This is a genomic window from Methylomonas sp. Uni0009 (assembly GCF_054188105.3).
In genome coordinates this window covers 329668-343337 of record NZ_JBTAFN010000001.1, presented here as the reverse complement: position 1 = coordinate 343337, position 13670 = coordinate 329668, and the positions used below count along the sequence as shown (strand labels likewise).

General features: G+C 52.8%; 15 protein-coding genes. 5 read left to right on the top strand and 10 right to left on the bottom strand.

Translation table 11 applies throughout. The features are described from left to right. Window positions 1-92: 92 nt before the first annotated feature. Together ACWAU0_RS01610 and ACWAU0_RS01605 are read right to left on the bottom strand one after the other, a co-directional pair. Window positions 93-761, bottom strand: coding sequence for a response regulator (locus ACWAU0_RS01610; RefSeq protein ID WP_458138111.1), 669 nt, complete (start codon window positions 759-761; stop codon window positions 93-95). Beyond that, window positions 758-2110: a histidine kinase gene (locus tag ACWAU0_RS01605; protein WP_458138110.1), complete on the bottom strand. Its 1353-nt coding sequence runs from the start codon at window positions 2108-2110 to the stop codon at window positions 758-760. Before ACWAU0_RS01605 ends, ACWAU0_RS01610 begins: the two co-directional genes overlap by 4 nt. Before the next feature lie 193 nt (window positions 2111-2303). Here ACWAU0_RS01605 and ACWAU0_RS01600 point away from each other — a divergent pair, with 193 nt between their 5' ends. Then, window positions 2304-2456 carry a hypothetical protein gene (locus ACWAU0_RS01600; protein WP_171696295.1) on the top strand — a complete coding sequence of 51 codons (153 nt, stop codon included), beginning with the start codon at window positions 2304-2306 and terminating at the stop codon, window positions 2454-2456. Next, a complete protein-coding gene (locus ACWAU0_RS01595; RefSeq protein ID WP_458138109.1) occupies window positions 2453-2965 on the top strand; it encodes a DUF2380 domain-containing protein in 513 nt (170 codons plus the stop codon). The genes ACWAU0_RS01600 and ACWAU0_RS01595 overlap by 4 nt, the downstream gene beginning before the upstream one ends. A gap of 70 nt (window positions 2966-3035) precedes the next feature. Here the strand turns inward: ACWAU0_RS01595 and rpsI are convergent, their stop codons facing one another. The 8 genes from rpsI to def all read right to left on the bottom strand — a co-directional run bounded on the left by rpsI (window position 3036) and on the right by def (window position 10714). Continuing rightward, on the bottom strand, window positions 3036-3425 hold the full coding sequence (gene rpsI / locus ACWAU0_RS01590) for a 30S ribosomal protein S9 (RefSeq protein WP_033158870.1): 390 nt from the start codon (window positions 3423-3425) through the stop codon (window positions 3036-3038). Window positions 3426-3440: 15 nt separating this feature from the next. Next, window positions 3441-3869 carry a 50S ribosomal protein L13 gene (gene rplM, locus ACWAU0_RS01585; protein WP_020482941.1) on the bottom strand — a complete coding sequence of 143 codons (429 nt, stop codon included), beginning with the start codon at window positions 3867-3869 and terminating at the stop codon, window positions 3441-3443. Window positions 3870-3942: 73 nt separating this feature from the next. Continuing rightward, a complete protein-coding gene (locus ACWAU0_RS01580) occupies window positions 3943-5304 on the bottom strand; it encodes a sigma-54-dependent transcriptional regulator (RefSeq protein WP_033158871.1) in 1362 nt (453 codons plus the stop codon). Then, complete coding sequence (locus tag ACWAU0_RS01575; RefSeq protein WP_458138108.1) at window positions 5301-7457, bottom strand: sensor histidine kinase; 2157 nt, start codon at window positions 7455-7457, stop codon at window positions 5301-5303. The genes ACWAU0_RS01580 and ACWAU0_RS01575 overlap by 4 nt, the downstream gene beginning before the upstream one ends. Next, window positions 7439-8005, bottom strand: coding sequence for a DUF4390 domain-containing protein (locus ACWAU0_RS01570; protein ID WP_458138107.1), 567 nt, complete (start codon window positions 8003-8005; stop codon window positions 7439-7441). Before ACWAU0_RS01570 ends, ACWAU0_RS01575 begins: the two co-directional genes overlap by 19 nt. Further along, window positions 7980-9275 (bottom strand): 16S rRNA (cytosine(967)-C(5))-methyltransferase RsmB, encoded by a 1296-nt coding sequence (gene rsmB, locus ACWAU0_RS01565; protein ID WP_458138106.1) that lies wholly within the window; start codon window positions 9273-9275, stop codon window positions 7980-7982. The genes ACWAU0_RS01570 and rsmB overlap by 26 nt, the downstream gene beginning before the upstream one ends. Next, window positions 9272-10198, bottom strand: a complete 927-nt coding sequence (gene fmt / locus ACWAU0_RS01560) for a methionyl-tRNA formyltransferase (protein WP_458138105.1) — start codon at window positions 10196-10198, stop codon at window positions 9272-9274. Before fmt ends, rsmB begins: the two co-directional genes overlap by 4 nt. A gap of 12 nt (window positions 10199-10210) precedes the next feature. Beyond that, complete coding sequence (gene def, locus ACWAU0_RS01555) at window positions 10211-10714, bottom strand: peptide deformylase (RefSeq protein ID WP_458138104.1); 504 nt, start codon at window positions 10712-10714, stop codon at window positions 10211-10213. A 280-nt stretch (window positions 10715-10994) separates the two neighbouring features. Between def and ACWAU0_RS01550 the strand changes: the two genes are divergently transcribed. The 3 genes from ACWAU0_RS01550 to ACWAU0_RS01540 all read left to right on the top strand — a co-directional run bounded on the left by ACWAU0_RS01550 (window position 10995) and on the right by ACWAU0_RS01540 (window position 13668). Beyond that, complete coding sequence (locus ACWAU0_RS01550; protein WP_458138103.1) at window positions 10995-12026, top strand: LysM peptidoglycan-binding domain-containing protein; 1032 nt, start codon at window positions 10995-10997, stop codon at window positions 12024-12026. A gap of 68 nt (window positions 12027-12094) precedes the next feature. Next, on the top strand, window positions 12095-13192 hold the full coding sequence (gene dprA, locus ACWAU0_RS01545; RefSeq protein WP_458138102.1) for a DNA-processing protein DprA: 1098 nt from the start codon (window positions 12095-12097) through the stop codon (window positions 13190-13192). A gap of 8 nt (window positions 13193-13200) precedes the next feature. Continuing rightward, complete coding sequence (locus ACWAU0_RS01540) at window positions 13201-13668, top strand: Smg family protein (RefSeq protein ID WP_458138101.1); 468 nt, start codon at window positions 13201-13203, stop codon at window positions 13666-13668. Window positions 13669-13670 lie beyond the last annotated feature (2 nt).

The window sequence follows — 13670 nt, the reverse complement described above, 5'->3', positions numbered from 1 at the left end:
ACTGAGTTTATCGAAGGAAACGCCAGCCTGTGTTTCGACGAGGTAAGCCCGAGCGGAATATCCATGATAAATAGGGCTGGGTTAAGGTAGGCTTACGCCGGGTCGGTCAAGTCCAGCAAGCTAACCACATTTAGTTTGATCGCTAACCGCGTCAACTCGATGTCGCTGTTCACTCCCAGCTTGTTTTTGATCAGGTAATGGCAGTTGCCGACGGTTTTCCGGCTAATGTTCAGCGTATTGGCAATGTCGTCTTGCGTGTTGGCTTCGACCAGTAGGCGCAGAATTTCGAATTCTCTGGCGGTTAAACTATTCAGTGCTATCGAATCATTGCCGAGTTTTTCCAACGCCAACGCTTGGGCGATGTCGGTGCTGAGAATGTGTTTGCCAAGATAGACGTGCCGTATCGCCTGCAACAGCAAATCCGGTGTGCTGCTTTTGGTGACATAACCCAAAGCGCCGGCACGGCAGGCTTGGCGGGCAAAGCTGGGGTTTTGATGCATACTGAAAACCAGTATCCTGGCTTTGTGGTCGCGTTGTTTGAGGCGGCCTATCAATTCCAGGCCGCTTGAGCCGGGCAGGGTTAAATCGGTTACGACCACGTCGGGTTGGCATTCCTTGTATAGGCAATAGGCGTCTACGCCGTTCGCGGCTTCGGCAATGACCTTTAAGTCTGTTTGTTTGCTGATCAGTGAGCGGTAGCCCTCCCGGACTATTGCGTGATCGTCTACCAGCAAAATACTGATAGTGGTTTGCTTGGTCATTGGGCGCTCTCCGACTGCGCTGTTGGCAAGCGGGCTTCGATTATCAGGCCATGCGGCTTTGCTATGCTTAAATTGAATTTGCCGTTTAAGGCAAGGATGCGTTCGCGCATGCCCAGCAAGCCTATGCCGTCGCCCGGCACAAACGGCAAAGTGATGGCGTTGCCGTTGTCTTGTATGGTGATCGATGTCTCGGTGCTGTTGATTGTTAGTGTAATATCGGCTCGGCTGGCAGAGGCATGTTTGGCGATATTGCTGACGGCCTCTTGGGTGATGCGAAACAGACTGATTGCCAGCGATTCCGTCAACGTTCTGCAATCGCCGATGATGCGCAGGCTAAAGTGCGTCTTGCCCAGACGGTTCCAGTTTGCTATCAGGGCGCGCAGGCTGGCGTCCAGGCCTAATTCTTCCAGCTCCGCCGGGCGTAAGCGAGTCAATAAGTTCCGCACACTTTGTTGCATGGCTTGGGTAAAGCGGGATATTTGCTCGGCCTCTGTGACTAGCTCAGGACAATTTTGCTGCGCCGTTTGAGCGATGACCGTCGTGACGGCTTGGATTGCAGTCAAACATTGGCCTAATTCGTCGTGAAGTTCCCGTGCCAGGCAGCGGCGTTCCTCTTCCTGCAAGTTCATCAACATCACAGCCAGTTTTTGCCGTTCCGTTAAGAGTTGTTGCTGATTGTCGGCGAGTTGGTTGATTGCCGTGGCGGTAAGCTGCCATTCCACTAAGTCGAACACGGGTAGTCGGAACGCCAAATCACCTGTACTGAGCCGGTTTAATCCCGCCACAATAGTCTGAGCGGGAAGTAAGGCCCGGCTGGTGACCAAGTAAACCAGCAAGCAAACCGCTGTGATCGTTACCGCCGACAACGCCAGTAAATCTCGGACGTCATCCCAAGCGCGGGTTATCGACAACTCTGCGCTAACCGAAACAGTTAATACGCCGTAAGCCTGGCCGTTGTAAGTTATCGGCCGCTGCCAGTCGAAGTGCGGTCCAAAAATTCGTCGATATAATTCGGCAAAATACTCAGGATAGTGATGGGTGGATAAGTCGATGCCTTTGCAGTAGTTCCGCATCGTTTCGCCGTCATTAGCCAGATAGCTGGCGCAAATGCCCGGTTCGCTAGCGGTCTGTTTCCATAAGTCAAAATCCGGGAAGGGGTTGGCCGGGTTTTCGCCCGCGCTGGCTTTGAATAACTGCAACTCCAGTTGTTTGCCCAGCGCGGCTAAAGTGTTTTGTGCTTGCGCTGCCGATTGTTGAGCGCTGCGATGCAGCACATAGGTCAGCGTCGCGAGTAAACACAGTAAGGCTACCCCCGCAATGCGGGTTAATAAATACAGTTTTAGATTCATGATCGATTCGTGGCGCGCTGATAGTCGGTGGATGTTGCTGAAAAGGCATTTTAGGTAGTTGAGTGGGTGCAGAATAGCTTGATAGCGAGATGCGGGCAATTTGCCCGAGTTTGCCGGGTGAATGTCGGCTTACGGGCGGCAGTTGCTTACTTAAGCTGAGATCCTCTAAATCGGCTCAATTGGGAGGCCCAACATGCTTAAAACAGTGACTGTCAGAAATATTATGGCTATACCGCGCGAAGCGGTATGGTCTGCGATGGCCGGTATTGGGGGTCTGGGGCGATGGTTTCCGGTGAGTCGTTATCTGGGTTCGGAGGCGTCAAGCTTGGGTGCGGAGCTATTATGAATATTGTCAGCTTGATTAAATGCGTGTCGTTGGTTGTGGGTATGTCAACCGCAGAGGTCAACGCCGCCCCGCGGATAGCGGTTTTGGATTTTGAATTGAACGACATAACGTCGCTGCCGAACACGTCGACGGAAATTAGCCGCACTTCCTGTATGGCGCCTTTGTTGATGGCAGCCTTAAGCCGGTCGGGTGCTTATCAAATCGTTGCTGTCGATGCGGAAAGTCAGAAAACCGCCAACAGTGGCTTTGGCTACTTGTTTCGCTTTCACGATTTGGCAGCAGACTTGGGGCAGCAGCGGGGTGCGGATTGGGTGCTGGTTGGTCAACATAGCAAACCGAGCTTTTTGTTCTCGTATCTGTGGGTATATTTGATCGACGTTAATAAGCGGGCGGCGGTAGCGCGTTATGACATCGAGTTGAAGGGTAGTCATCAGAAAGTCACTCAGCACGCTATCGATACCTTGGCTGGAAAGATCAGAGCTACGCTCACCGAGTACAGCATCAATTAGTTTTACGGTTGCAATAGGCATAAAAAAAGCCGCTGAGTAGCGGCTTTTCTTTGTTCCCAATAAGAAACGTTTAACGTTTTGAGTATTGAGGACGTTTTCTGGCTTTGTGCAAGCCGACTTTTTTACGTTCAACTTCACGAGCATCGCGAGTAACGTAACCGGCTTTTCTCAATGGTGGTCTCAAGGCTTCGTCGAAAACCATCAATGCACGGGTCAGACCGTGGCGAATGGCGCCAGCTTGGCCTGAAGGGCCGCCGCCGGTAACGACGATGTTGATGTCGAAATCACCGGTTTTACCCAACAACTCCAGCGGTTGTCTGGCAATCATTTCGTCGGTTTTGCGGCCGAAATATTGTTCAACAGGGAGTTTGTTGATGGTGAATTTTCCTGAACCGACTGTGGCGTAGACGCGAGCGATTGCGCTTTTGCGACGACCTGTTCCGTAGTATTGAGCTGCCATAAACTATCTACCTGCTTAGAATTCTAAAACTTTAGGTTGCTGAGATTGATGATTATGCTCAGAACCTGCGTAAACTTTCAATTTTTTGAACATGGCGCGGCCCAATGGATTTTTGGGCAGCATGCCTTGTACGGCGGTGGTGATGATCCGGTCCGGGAAAGTTTGTCTTAACTTGCCCAAGGAAGCTGACTTCATGTTGCCGACATAACCGGTATGGCGGTAGTACATTTTGTCTTTTTCTTTGTTGCCGGTCACGCCGATTTTTTCGGCGTTGATGACGATAATGTAATCGCCGGTGTCAACGTGTGGTGTGAATTCGGGTTTGTGTTTTCCGCGAAGACGTCGTGCAATTTCAGTAGCAAGGCGACCTAATGTCTTTCCTTCTGCATCAATCACGTACCAATCGCGCTTAACTTCTGCGGGCTTTGCACTAAATGTTTTCATCTTTGCTTTTTAGTCTGTTGAGGCTATAAAAACCGTGAATTGTACTTAATAGGGGCGTTAACTTCAAGTCCAATTAAAGCTTAATTTTCAGGGAGTGCAATTTTCGGTATAAGTGCGTGCGTTCCATGCCGATAGCCGATGCCAGTTTGGCGACGCTGCCGCCGGTTTTTTCGAAATGATACTCCAGGTAGGATTTTTCGAAATGATCGCGGGCTTCCTTTAGCGGCAAATTGAAAAACTCCGGTACATTCAAACCCAATTTGGGTTGTTCTGCAATCGAACCCAGTGCGGTTTTGACTTCGTCCAGCTCGATGTCGTCACCGGCACCGAGTATCATCAGGCGCTGTACCAGATTACGCAATTCGCGCACATTACCCGGCCAGCTGTAATTACGCAAATAATTTTGCGCTGCCATAGAGAAACGCCGGAACGGCAGCTTTTCCTGGGTAACGAAATGATCGACATAAAAATTCAACAGACTGGGTACGTCTTCACTGTGTTCGCGTAGCGGCGGAATCTCCAGTGTCACGACGTTCAGTAAATAGTAAAGATCCTGACGGAAGCGGCCGCTGTTGACTTCTTCTTCCAATGACATACGGGTGGACGCGACGACTCGTACGTCAACGCGCACCGCCTGACTGCCGCCAACCCGCAGGAACGAGCTGGATTCCAGTGCACTCAGCAAGCGAGTTTGAGTTTCCGGGTCCATGCCGCCGATTTCACCCAGAAATAGCGTGCCGCGATGGGCTTGTTCCAACAAGCCGCGATAAACCCGGCCATTATCTTCGCGGCCGAAAAATTCCACCGCCGAGTTTTCCGGCGAAATACTGCCGACCGACACATCAACAAACGAGCCGTCGCGCCGCGAACTATTGTTGTGCAAATAGCGGGCGAACATTTCCTTACCGACCCCGGCTTCACCGACGAATAACACTCGGGCGTCGTGCTGCGCCAGGCGCTTTAACTTATCCTTGGTACGTTCCACCACCGCGCTTTTGCCGACCGGGTCCACGCCTATCATCAGCTGTTGTTTCAAACCGGCGTTTTCGCGCTGCAAAGAGCTGGTCTCCAGTGCGCGTTCGACGATCAGCAGCAACTTAGCCAGCGATAATGGCTTTTCCAAAAAGTCATACGCGCCAAGCCGAGTCGCTTCCACGGCTGACTCCACTGAGGCATGTCCGGACATCATAACCACCGGGCATAGTGCGTCGTCTTCGCTGACCCATTCCCGCAGCAGCGTGATTCCGTCGCTGTCCGGCATCCAGATGTCCAGCAGGATCAGATTAGGCGGGCGCTGATTTTTCAGGGCTTTAGCTTCCGTGGCGTTTTCCGCCATGGCGACATCGTAACCTTCATCCTCAAGAATTTCCGACACCAACTGACGAATGTCCTGCTCGTCATCGACCACCAAAATATACGGTGCTTGCTTATTCATTTAAAGTTCCCAAATTCAAAAACCGGCAGCTGGAGTAAAAACCCCGCGCCGCCATTATAAGACGTATCCACCCAAATCACCCCGCCATGTTCTTCCACGATCTTTTTGACAATAGCCAGGCCCAGGCCGGTACCTTTGGCCTTGCTGGTTACGTAGGGGTCGAAAATGGTTTCAAGCTGTTCCGCGTTCAAGCCGTTGCCATTGTCGTAGATGCCCAATTCGACATAGTCGGTGTTGTTCCTGCTGACTTTGGCGATTTTGATCTCGATGCGGCAGGGCGCCGTAGTGGCCTCTTGGGCGTTTTTGATCAGGTTGTGCAGTACTTGACGCAGGCTGACCGGATCCGCTTCGACCAGCACTCGGTCGCTTGCAAACTTGGTGCTGAACACAATGCCGGAGGGCAGGTATAAAGCCACGACTTCCTGAATCAGGTCAACCAGATTGATTTTTTCCACTTGTTTCTTGGACGGGCGGGCGTATTCGGAAAAATCGTCCACCATGCGTTTCATCGCTTCCACCTGTTGGACGATGGTGCGAGTGCCGCGTTGCAGAAATTCGGCGGAGCCATCCTGTAATTCCTTGGAGAGCTTGTGCTGCAAACGCTCTGCGGACAGCTGGATCGGCGTCAACGGATTTTTGATTTCATGCGCCAGACGCCGCGCCACTTCGCCCCAGGCTGCGTTTTTCTGTGCCTGAATCAGGTCGGTGACATCGTCGAACACTACCACCGCACCGGTGCGGGCGCCGTGCTGCGAGAACAGCGGCGTACCTCGGCACAACAGTTCCTGACGGCCGTTGGGGCCGAGAAACACGATGCGCTGCTCCCAAATATCGTCGGCTTTTTCCAGCAGGCTTTGGATTGCATTCAGTACATCGGCCAGTTCGTTGTGCAGGGTCGCCAAAGTCGGTAAAGTCTCGCCGACGAAATGGCTGACCGGGATATGTAAAATCCGGTAGGCGGCCTGGTTGGCGGTACGGATGTAAAAGGCGGCGTCAAAACTGATCACCCCGGCCGTGAGATTGGCCAGGATGGTTTCCAGATAGGCTCGCTGGTTTTCTACTTCCAGGCCAGCAACACGGGTTTCGTCGCGAGAGCGGGCGATGCGCCGGGTCATCTGGTTGAATGATTCCACCAGAAAGCCCAAATCATCCTGATTCATAACCGGCAGCTGTTGTTGATAATCGCCGTCGGCGACCGCTTGCGTGCCTTTTACCAGTTCTTTAACCGGCGCGACGATGTTGCGAATACTGATAAAAGCCACCCAAATAGCCGCGAGTAGGCTGAGCAGCAACACCAGCAGCAGGATTAGCGAGAAGCTGGTTTTCAGTGAGTCGCGCAGGAAATTCATTTCCTGGTAACGGATGAAGGCAAATTCAATCGAGTCGGCCAAGTCGGTTACCCGCACCGGAATCGGAAACAAGGCTTGCAAAAATCGGCTTTGATCCGCTTCGATAGCCACGATGATACGCACCAGCATTTCATCGTTATCGCCGGGATCGAAAGCAAAATATTCCTTATTCTGCCGCAGCTGTAGCCAGATTTGTTCATCGGGAAGGTGCGGCAAAATATCGCTGGGGTTGACGCTGCTGGAGGCCAATACCCGGCCTTGGTTGGAAAATACCGCAATCTCCAATGCCCCGGATTCCGCCCACAGCGAGCCAACTTCCATCGCGATCAGGGCCTCCGATTTGTCGCGGAGTTGATCGGCCATTTGCTTGGTTTGCTTGATATGCCAGTTCATGCGTTGATTCAGCGAGGACTGGCTCAACTCCAGTGCATCGTCCATCGCCCGGTCTATTTCCACGTTAAACCAGCTGTCTATGCCTTGATGCAGAAATTGCACTGAGAAATAAAACACGATGGCCGCCGGCGCCAAAGCCAGCAAGACGAACAAGGACACCATGCGCGTGGTCAGCCGGGAGCCGGCCTCCTTTTTCTTTAACTCCCGCACCAGCGAATAGGTGTTGAACGCCACCAAGCCCAGCAAAATCACCGATCCTAGCGTGTTGATGACCAACAGCCAGGAATACATTTCGCCGAGTTCCGATGATTCTTGGGTGGCGCTGCTCATCAATTGCAGCGACAGCAATACGAAGCCGAACAGCAGGATAATCGAGGCGCTGGCCGGTAATTTTATTTTTGAATGGGCCATGTGTGCCAGGCGCTAGAAAGAAACCACTGGTTGTCCAGATAGGCGACTGGACGCAGCGGTATTGGCAACTGCTCGCGGTTGAATTGAGTTTTTACCGCCAGCAGGTAAGGCGTGCCGCCCACAACAAGTTCTGCGGGAATTGGCATGCTGTCATGCACGGCCGCCATGAAATTCATGGCCGCGCTCAAGGTTAAAAACATTTCGCTGCGGTCGAACGGGGTTTGCACCACATATTGATTCAGCAAGGCATGGAATTGCAGGCTGTAAGTCAGTTTGTGTTTATGGATTATCGTATCCCACAGCACCCCGGGTTGGCGCAGTTCTATCGCGACGTCCCAGGTTAAGCGCACACCTTTGTGCAGCGCTTCTTTGGCAGTCGGACTGAGCCGGTAGTCGATATGAGCCTGCACGTCATAACCGTCATCGACACGATCCAAATCGGCATATTCGATGCGCGCGGCATATTCTCCGGCTTCAGCCACGCCTGGCGCAATGTGCAGGCAGAGCATCAATGCCGCGTAACTAAGGGGCTTTGTAAAGCTTGGCATAATAAAAGCCGTCCATTTGCCGGTCACCGGTGATGATTTGCCGGCCGTGCGGACGTGACATGCCCCAGTGCGCCTCGATATGAATTTCGCTGGCATTGCTGTGTCGGGCAAGGAAAGCGGCGATTTGCGCCTCGTTTTCTTGCTTCAATACCGAGCAGGTGGCGTACAGCAAGATGCCGCCAGGTTTTAGTAATTGCCAGGCGTTATCAAGAATCTTGGTTTGCAGCGCTTGCAGGGCGGCAATATCGTCGGCGCGGCGCAGTATTTTGATGTCGGGATGGCGGCGGATCACGCCGAAGCCGGAGCAGGGCGCGTCCAGCAGTATCCGGTCAAATTGGCGGTCGCCAGTCCATGATCCGGATTGACTGGCATCGGCGGCTAAGGTTTCGGCTTGTAAGTGTAAGCGCTGTAAATTATCGGTCACGCGCTGCAGGCGTTGTTGATCGACATCGACCGCCAATAGACCGCCCAAAGCGGGTTGGCGCTCCAGAATCGCCGCGGTCTTGCCGCCCGGCGCGGCGCATAGATCCAGCACCTGTTGGCCGGGTTGCGCATCAAGCAGTTCTGCGGCCAGTTGGGCGGCAGTGTCCTGTACTGAAACTCGGCCTTGACTAAAGGCGGGCAATTGCTCGACGGCCAAGGCTTGGTCTAGTCTTATCGCCGTCTCGCAGCAGTCTACCGGTTGGGCGGCGATGCCTTGCGCGGCAAGTTCGTCCAGATAAGCGGCTCGGTTGCCTTGCAACAGGTTGACACGCAAAGCCATCGGCGGTGCCTGGTCGTTGGCGTGTAGGATTTTTTCGTAATGTTCCGGCCAGTCTTGCTTGAGCACATCCACTATCCAGTTCGGATGGTTGTAGTGGGCTTGGGTGTCCGCAGCGCAGGCTTGCTGCAAGGTTTCGGCCTCGCGTAAATATTGTCGGAGTATCGCGTTAACCAAAGACTTGGCCCAAGGTTTATGGCTGGTGGCGGCGACCGTTTCCGACACGGCGGCGTGCGATTTAACCCGCATGTGTTGCAGTTGATACAGGCCGATTAGCAGCAGGGCTTTAATGTCGCCATCTTTTTGTTTGAGCGGCTTGCTGAGCAAGCGGCCCAGCATAAAATCTAGTGCGTAGTAATGGCGGATGACGCCGTAGCACAAGGCTTGGACGAAAGCCCGGTCTTTGACATCCTTGATTTTGGGCAGGCCATGCTCCAGGGCGGCGGTCAGCGATTGGCCGTCGTTGAGAACGTGGGCGAGGATCTGTGCCGAGCAGCCGCGCAGATTCATGAGCCAAGCATAACGCGGTCAGAGGGGTGGGCATTCATAAAGTCTTTGCCGGCTATGCGTTTGCCACCGGGGAGTTGCACTTCCAGCAGGCGCAGCACACCGTCGCCGGTGGCGACATCAAGTGCATGTTCCGCGCAACTGATGGTGCCGGGTGCTTGTTCTGCCCGTCGATTAAGCACCTGGCTGCGCCAGACCCGCAATACTTGGCCTTGATACAGGGTTTGCGCCACCGGCCAGGCATTCAGGCCGCGGACTTTACGATCCAGTTCTACAGCAGAGTTTTGCCAATCCAAGTTGGATTCCTGTTTTTCCAGTTTGTGGGCGTAAGTAACCAGCGCTTCGTCTTGCGGTTGGGCTTGCAACGAGCCATTGGCTATCTGGTCGACCACTTTAACCAGCCCTTCGGCGCCCATTTGCGCCAATTGATCGTGCAGGCTGCTGGATGTGGCGTCGGCGCTGATCGGGCATTCGGCTTTGTATAGCATGTCGCCGGCATCGAGTTTTTTTACGACTTTCATAATGGTGATGCCGGTTTTAGCATCGCCCGCCATGACGGCCCGGTGAATCGGTGCCGCGCCGCGCCAGCGCGGCAGCAGCGAACCGTGCACATTGATACAGCCTTGTTTAGGTATATCCAATACCGCTTGCGGCAGAATCAGACCGTAAGCCACGACGACCATTAAATCGGCATCCAGTGCCGCTAATTGGGCGATAGATTCGGGGCTTTTGAAGTTTTCCGGTTGATACACCGGAATGTTGGCGGCTACGGCCAGGGCTTTGACCGGGCTGGCGGTCAGCTTGCGGCCGCGTCCGGCGGGGCGGTCGGGCTGAGTATAAACCGCGCAGACTTGATGCGGCGAATCCAGTAAGGCCTGCAAGGTAGGAACCGCAAAATCCGGCGTACCGGCGAACACGATTTTCATGAAATGTCCTGATTAGCCTTGCGACTTGTGAATTTTATCCAACTTGGCTTTGATACGGTTGCGCTTGAATGCCGAGAGATAATCAACGAATAACTTGCCTTCCAGATGATCCATTTCATGTTGAATGCAAACCGCCAGCAAGTCACGCGCTTCCAGTTCAAAGCTTTCGCCGTCGCGGTTTAACGCCTTGACTCTGATATGTTCGGCACGGCTGACTTTTTCGAAAAAACCTGGCACGGATAGGCAGCCTTCCTCGGATTCCTCAACGCCGTCGCGTTCAATAATTTGCGGATTGATCAAGCAGATCGGTTCGTCCTTGTTCTCGCTGACATCCATCACGATCACGCGCTTATGTACGTTTACCTGGGTAGCCGCCAAGCCCACGCCCTTGGCGGCATACATGGTTTCGATCATGTTATCGACCAAGGTTTTGATGCTGTCATCGACTGTGTCCACCTCGGCCGCGACGTTGCGCAACCGTTTATCGGGAAACTCCAGAATTTTAAGAATACTCACCCATCACTCCACTTGCGAACTGTAATAGTGGGATTTTATCCGAAATTGCCTTGGGTTTGAATGTGAAGACTAAATAGGGCCGGGTTTAGTCTGGAACGGCTCGTGCTGGCATAATGCCCGAATTAATCTAAACTGTGCGGCAAATCGATGGTTGATTTTTTACGCATTTGTTTCAAATTGGACTGGGCGGCATGCAAAGCAGCGGCGCTTGCCGATTTTGCATTTGGACGCTTCGTCCGGCGGATTTTGAACGGTTTTATAAGCTCTGGCAGGATAAATTATGTTTTTTCGCGCGATACTGGGAATATTGATACCACTGGTTTTTGCCGCAGTGGCTTGGGCCGACGAGCTGAAAATAAACCCCAATCATCCCGATCAGTACACGGTTGTTAGAGGTGATACCTTGTGGGACATTTCCGGGAAGTTTTTACAGCACCCCTGGGAGTGGCCGCAGCTTTGGCATAACAATCCGCAAATCAAGGATCCGCATTGGATCTACCCGGGCGACACCTTATATTTTTCCTACGTGAACGGTGTGCCGCGCTTGAGCTTCTCACCGGATGGTAATGACGAAAAACTGTTGCCGCGCGTGCGCGAGTCCGATATTGATCAAGCCATTAAAATGATTCCCAGCGATGCCATCGTGCAATTCTTGAATTCGCCGAAAGTCGTCACAGCGGAGGAGTTGCAGCAGGCGCCTTATGTCATCGGCTTTGTCGGTGAACATTTGATCGCCGGGGCAGGGGACGGTGTTTACGTTCGGGCCATCGAAAACCCGTCGGGCTTGGGGTATACCATTTATCGGGCAGGCAAGGCCTATGTCAGTCCGGTCACCAAGGAAATTTTGGGTTACGAAGCGCAATATATCGCTGATACCACGCTACAGGAACCGGGTGATCCGGCCACCTTGCTGATTAATAAATCCGATATGGAAATCCAGCGAGGCGACCGCTTGATGCCTACTTCCGAGGGTGAGTTAGCCTTAAATTATTTTCCAAGACCGCCCAAACATCAGGTAGTGGGCAACATCATCCAGGTGAAGGGCGGTGTGTCGCAGATCGGTCAACACGATGTGGTGGTCATAGATAAAGGTACTGCCGACGGTTTGGAAGTGGGGCATACCTTGGATGTGTATCGCAAAGGGCATGTCATCGTGGATAGGTATCAATCCCAGGAAGCTGTGGCGGTGAAAATGCCGGATGAGCTGGCTGGTGTGTTAATGGTATTTCGGCCGTTCGAACGGGTGAGCTATGCGTTAGTGATGCAGGCAACCGCTGCGATGCACACGTTGGATAGAGTGCAGACGCCCTAATGGATGCCCGAGCTAACGATATTCAATCGGGTTGGTTTAAGCCGCTCCGGTTTGTTCTTTAACCTGTTTTGGAAGCCGCGCTCAATCCGCAAATCAAGTACTGGCTGGCGATGCTGCGTAGTCCCGGCGTCGGCAGTCAGGCCATTCAGCGCTTGCTGGCACATTTTGAGCCAGAACAGATATTCTCGGCGTCGCGAACCACTTTAACTGGCTTGGGTTTCAGCGAAAAGCTCATCAATGCGCTGCAAAAACCGGATTGGCAAAAGGTCGAAGACGATATTGGCTGGCTGGAGCAAGCCGGAAATTATGCGTTGACCTTGGACGATGCCGACTATCCGGCGCAACTGAGAGAAATTGCAAATCCTCCCCCGGTTTTATTTGTCAAAGGCAATCCTGCATTGTTGCTTGAGCCGCAATTGGCAATAGTCGGTAGCCGTAACCCTTCTCCCGTCGGCGTCAGTACGGCAATTCAATTTGCAGAGGCATTGGCTGCAGCCGGGTTTGTCGTAACCAGTGGCTTGGCCTTGGGCATCGATGCCGCGAGTCACCAAGGTGCTTTAAACGTAAATGGGCAAACCATAGCCGTGGCCGGCACCGGTTTGGATCGGGTCTATCCGGCTTGCCATAAGCAATTGGCTACCCAAATAGTTGAGCATGGTGCGCTGGTCTCCGAGTTTCCACCCGGTACTGGTGCCAAAGCCAATCACTTTCCCAGGCGAAACCGCATCATCAGCGGTTTGTGCGTCGGATTATTGGTGGTCGAGGCCGCCCAGCAAAGCGGTTCGTTGATCACCGCGCGCTTGGCGCTTGAGCAGAATCGTGAAGTTTTTGCGATTCCCGGTTCGATTCACAACCCTTTGGCGCGCGGTTGTAATGCGTTAATTCGCCAGGGAGCCAAATTAGTTGAAACCGCGCAAGATATTTTTGAGGAATTAGGTCATTATAATCAAAGGTATATGCGATCCGAGTCAGAATTGGCGCAGACTTCGCTTGACCTGGAGCAGCAAAATCTATTGAAATTGATTCCGTACAGTCCCACAACGGTCGATACTCTGGTGCAAGATAGCGCTTGGTCGGCGGAAGAAGTTTCCTCGACGCTACTGGTGTTGGAGTTACAAGGCTACATTGCCGCACTTGCCGGTGGTGGCTACCTCAGAGTCAAATAAAGGTTCTAATGAAAGAAGATATTTTCGATGTGCTCATTTATCTGTTTGAGAATTATCTGGATGGCGACAGCGATAACTATCCGGATACTGCCGTGATTGCCAGCGAGTTGCTGGATGCGGGTTTTCAGCAGCCTGATGTGAATAAGGCGTTTGACTGGCTGGAGTCTTTGGCCGAAATTGAGAGCATCACACCGGCGGTTTCCTCATCGTTCCGCATTTTTAGCGGTCAGGAAATCTCCGTATTCGACATGGAGTGCCGGAATTTCTTGATGTATCTCGAGCACAGCGGCATCTTGACACCGATGAACCGCGAAATAGCGATTGATCGGGCGATGGCCTTGAAAGACGAAAATATTACGCTGGATAAATTGAAATGGATTGTATTGATGGTGTTATTAAGTCAACCCGGCGATAGCGCCGCTTTCTCCCGAATGGAAGACATCGTTTACGATTTGATACCTACTTCTTTACATTGATT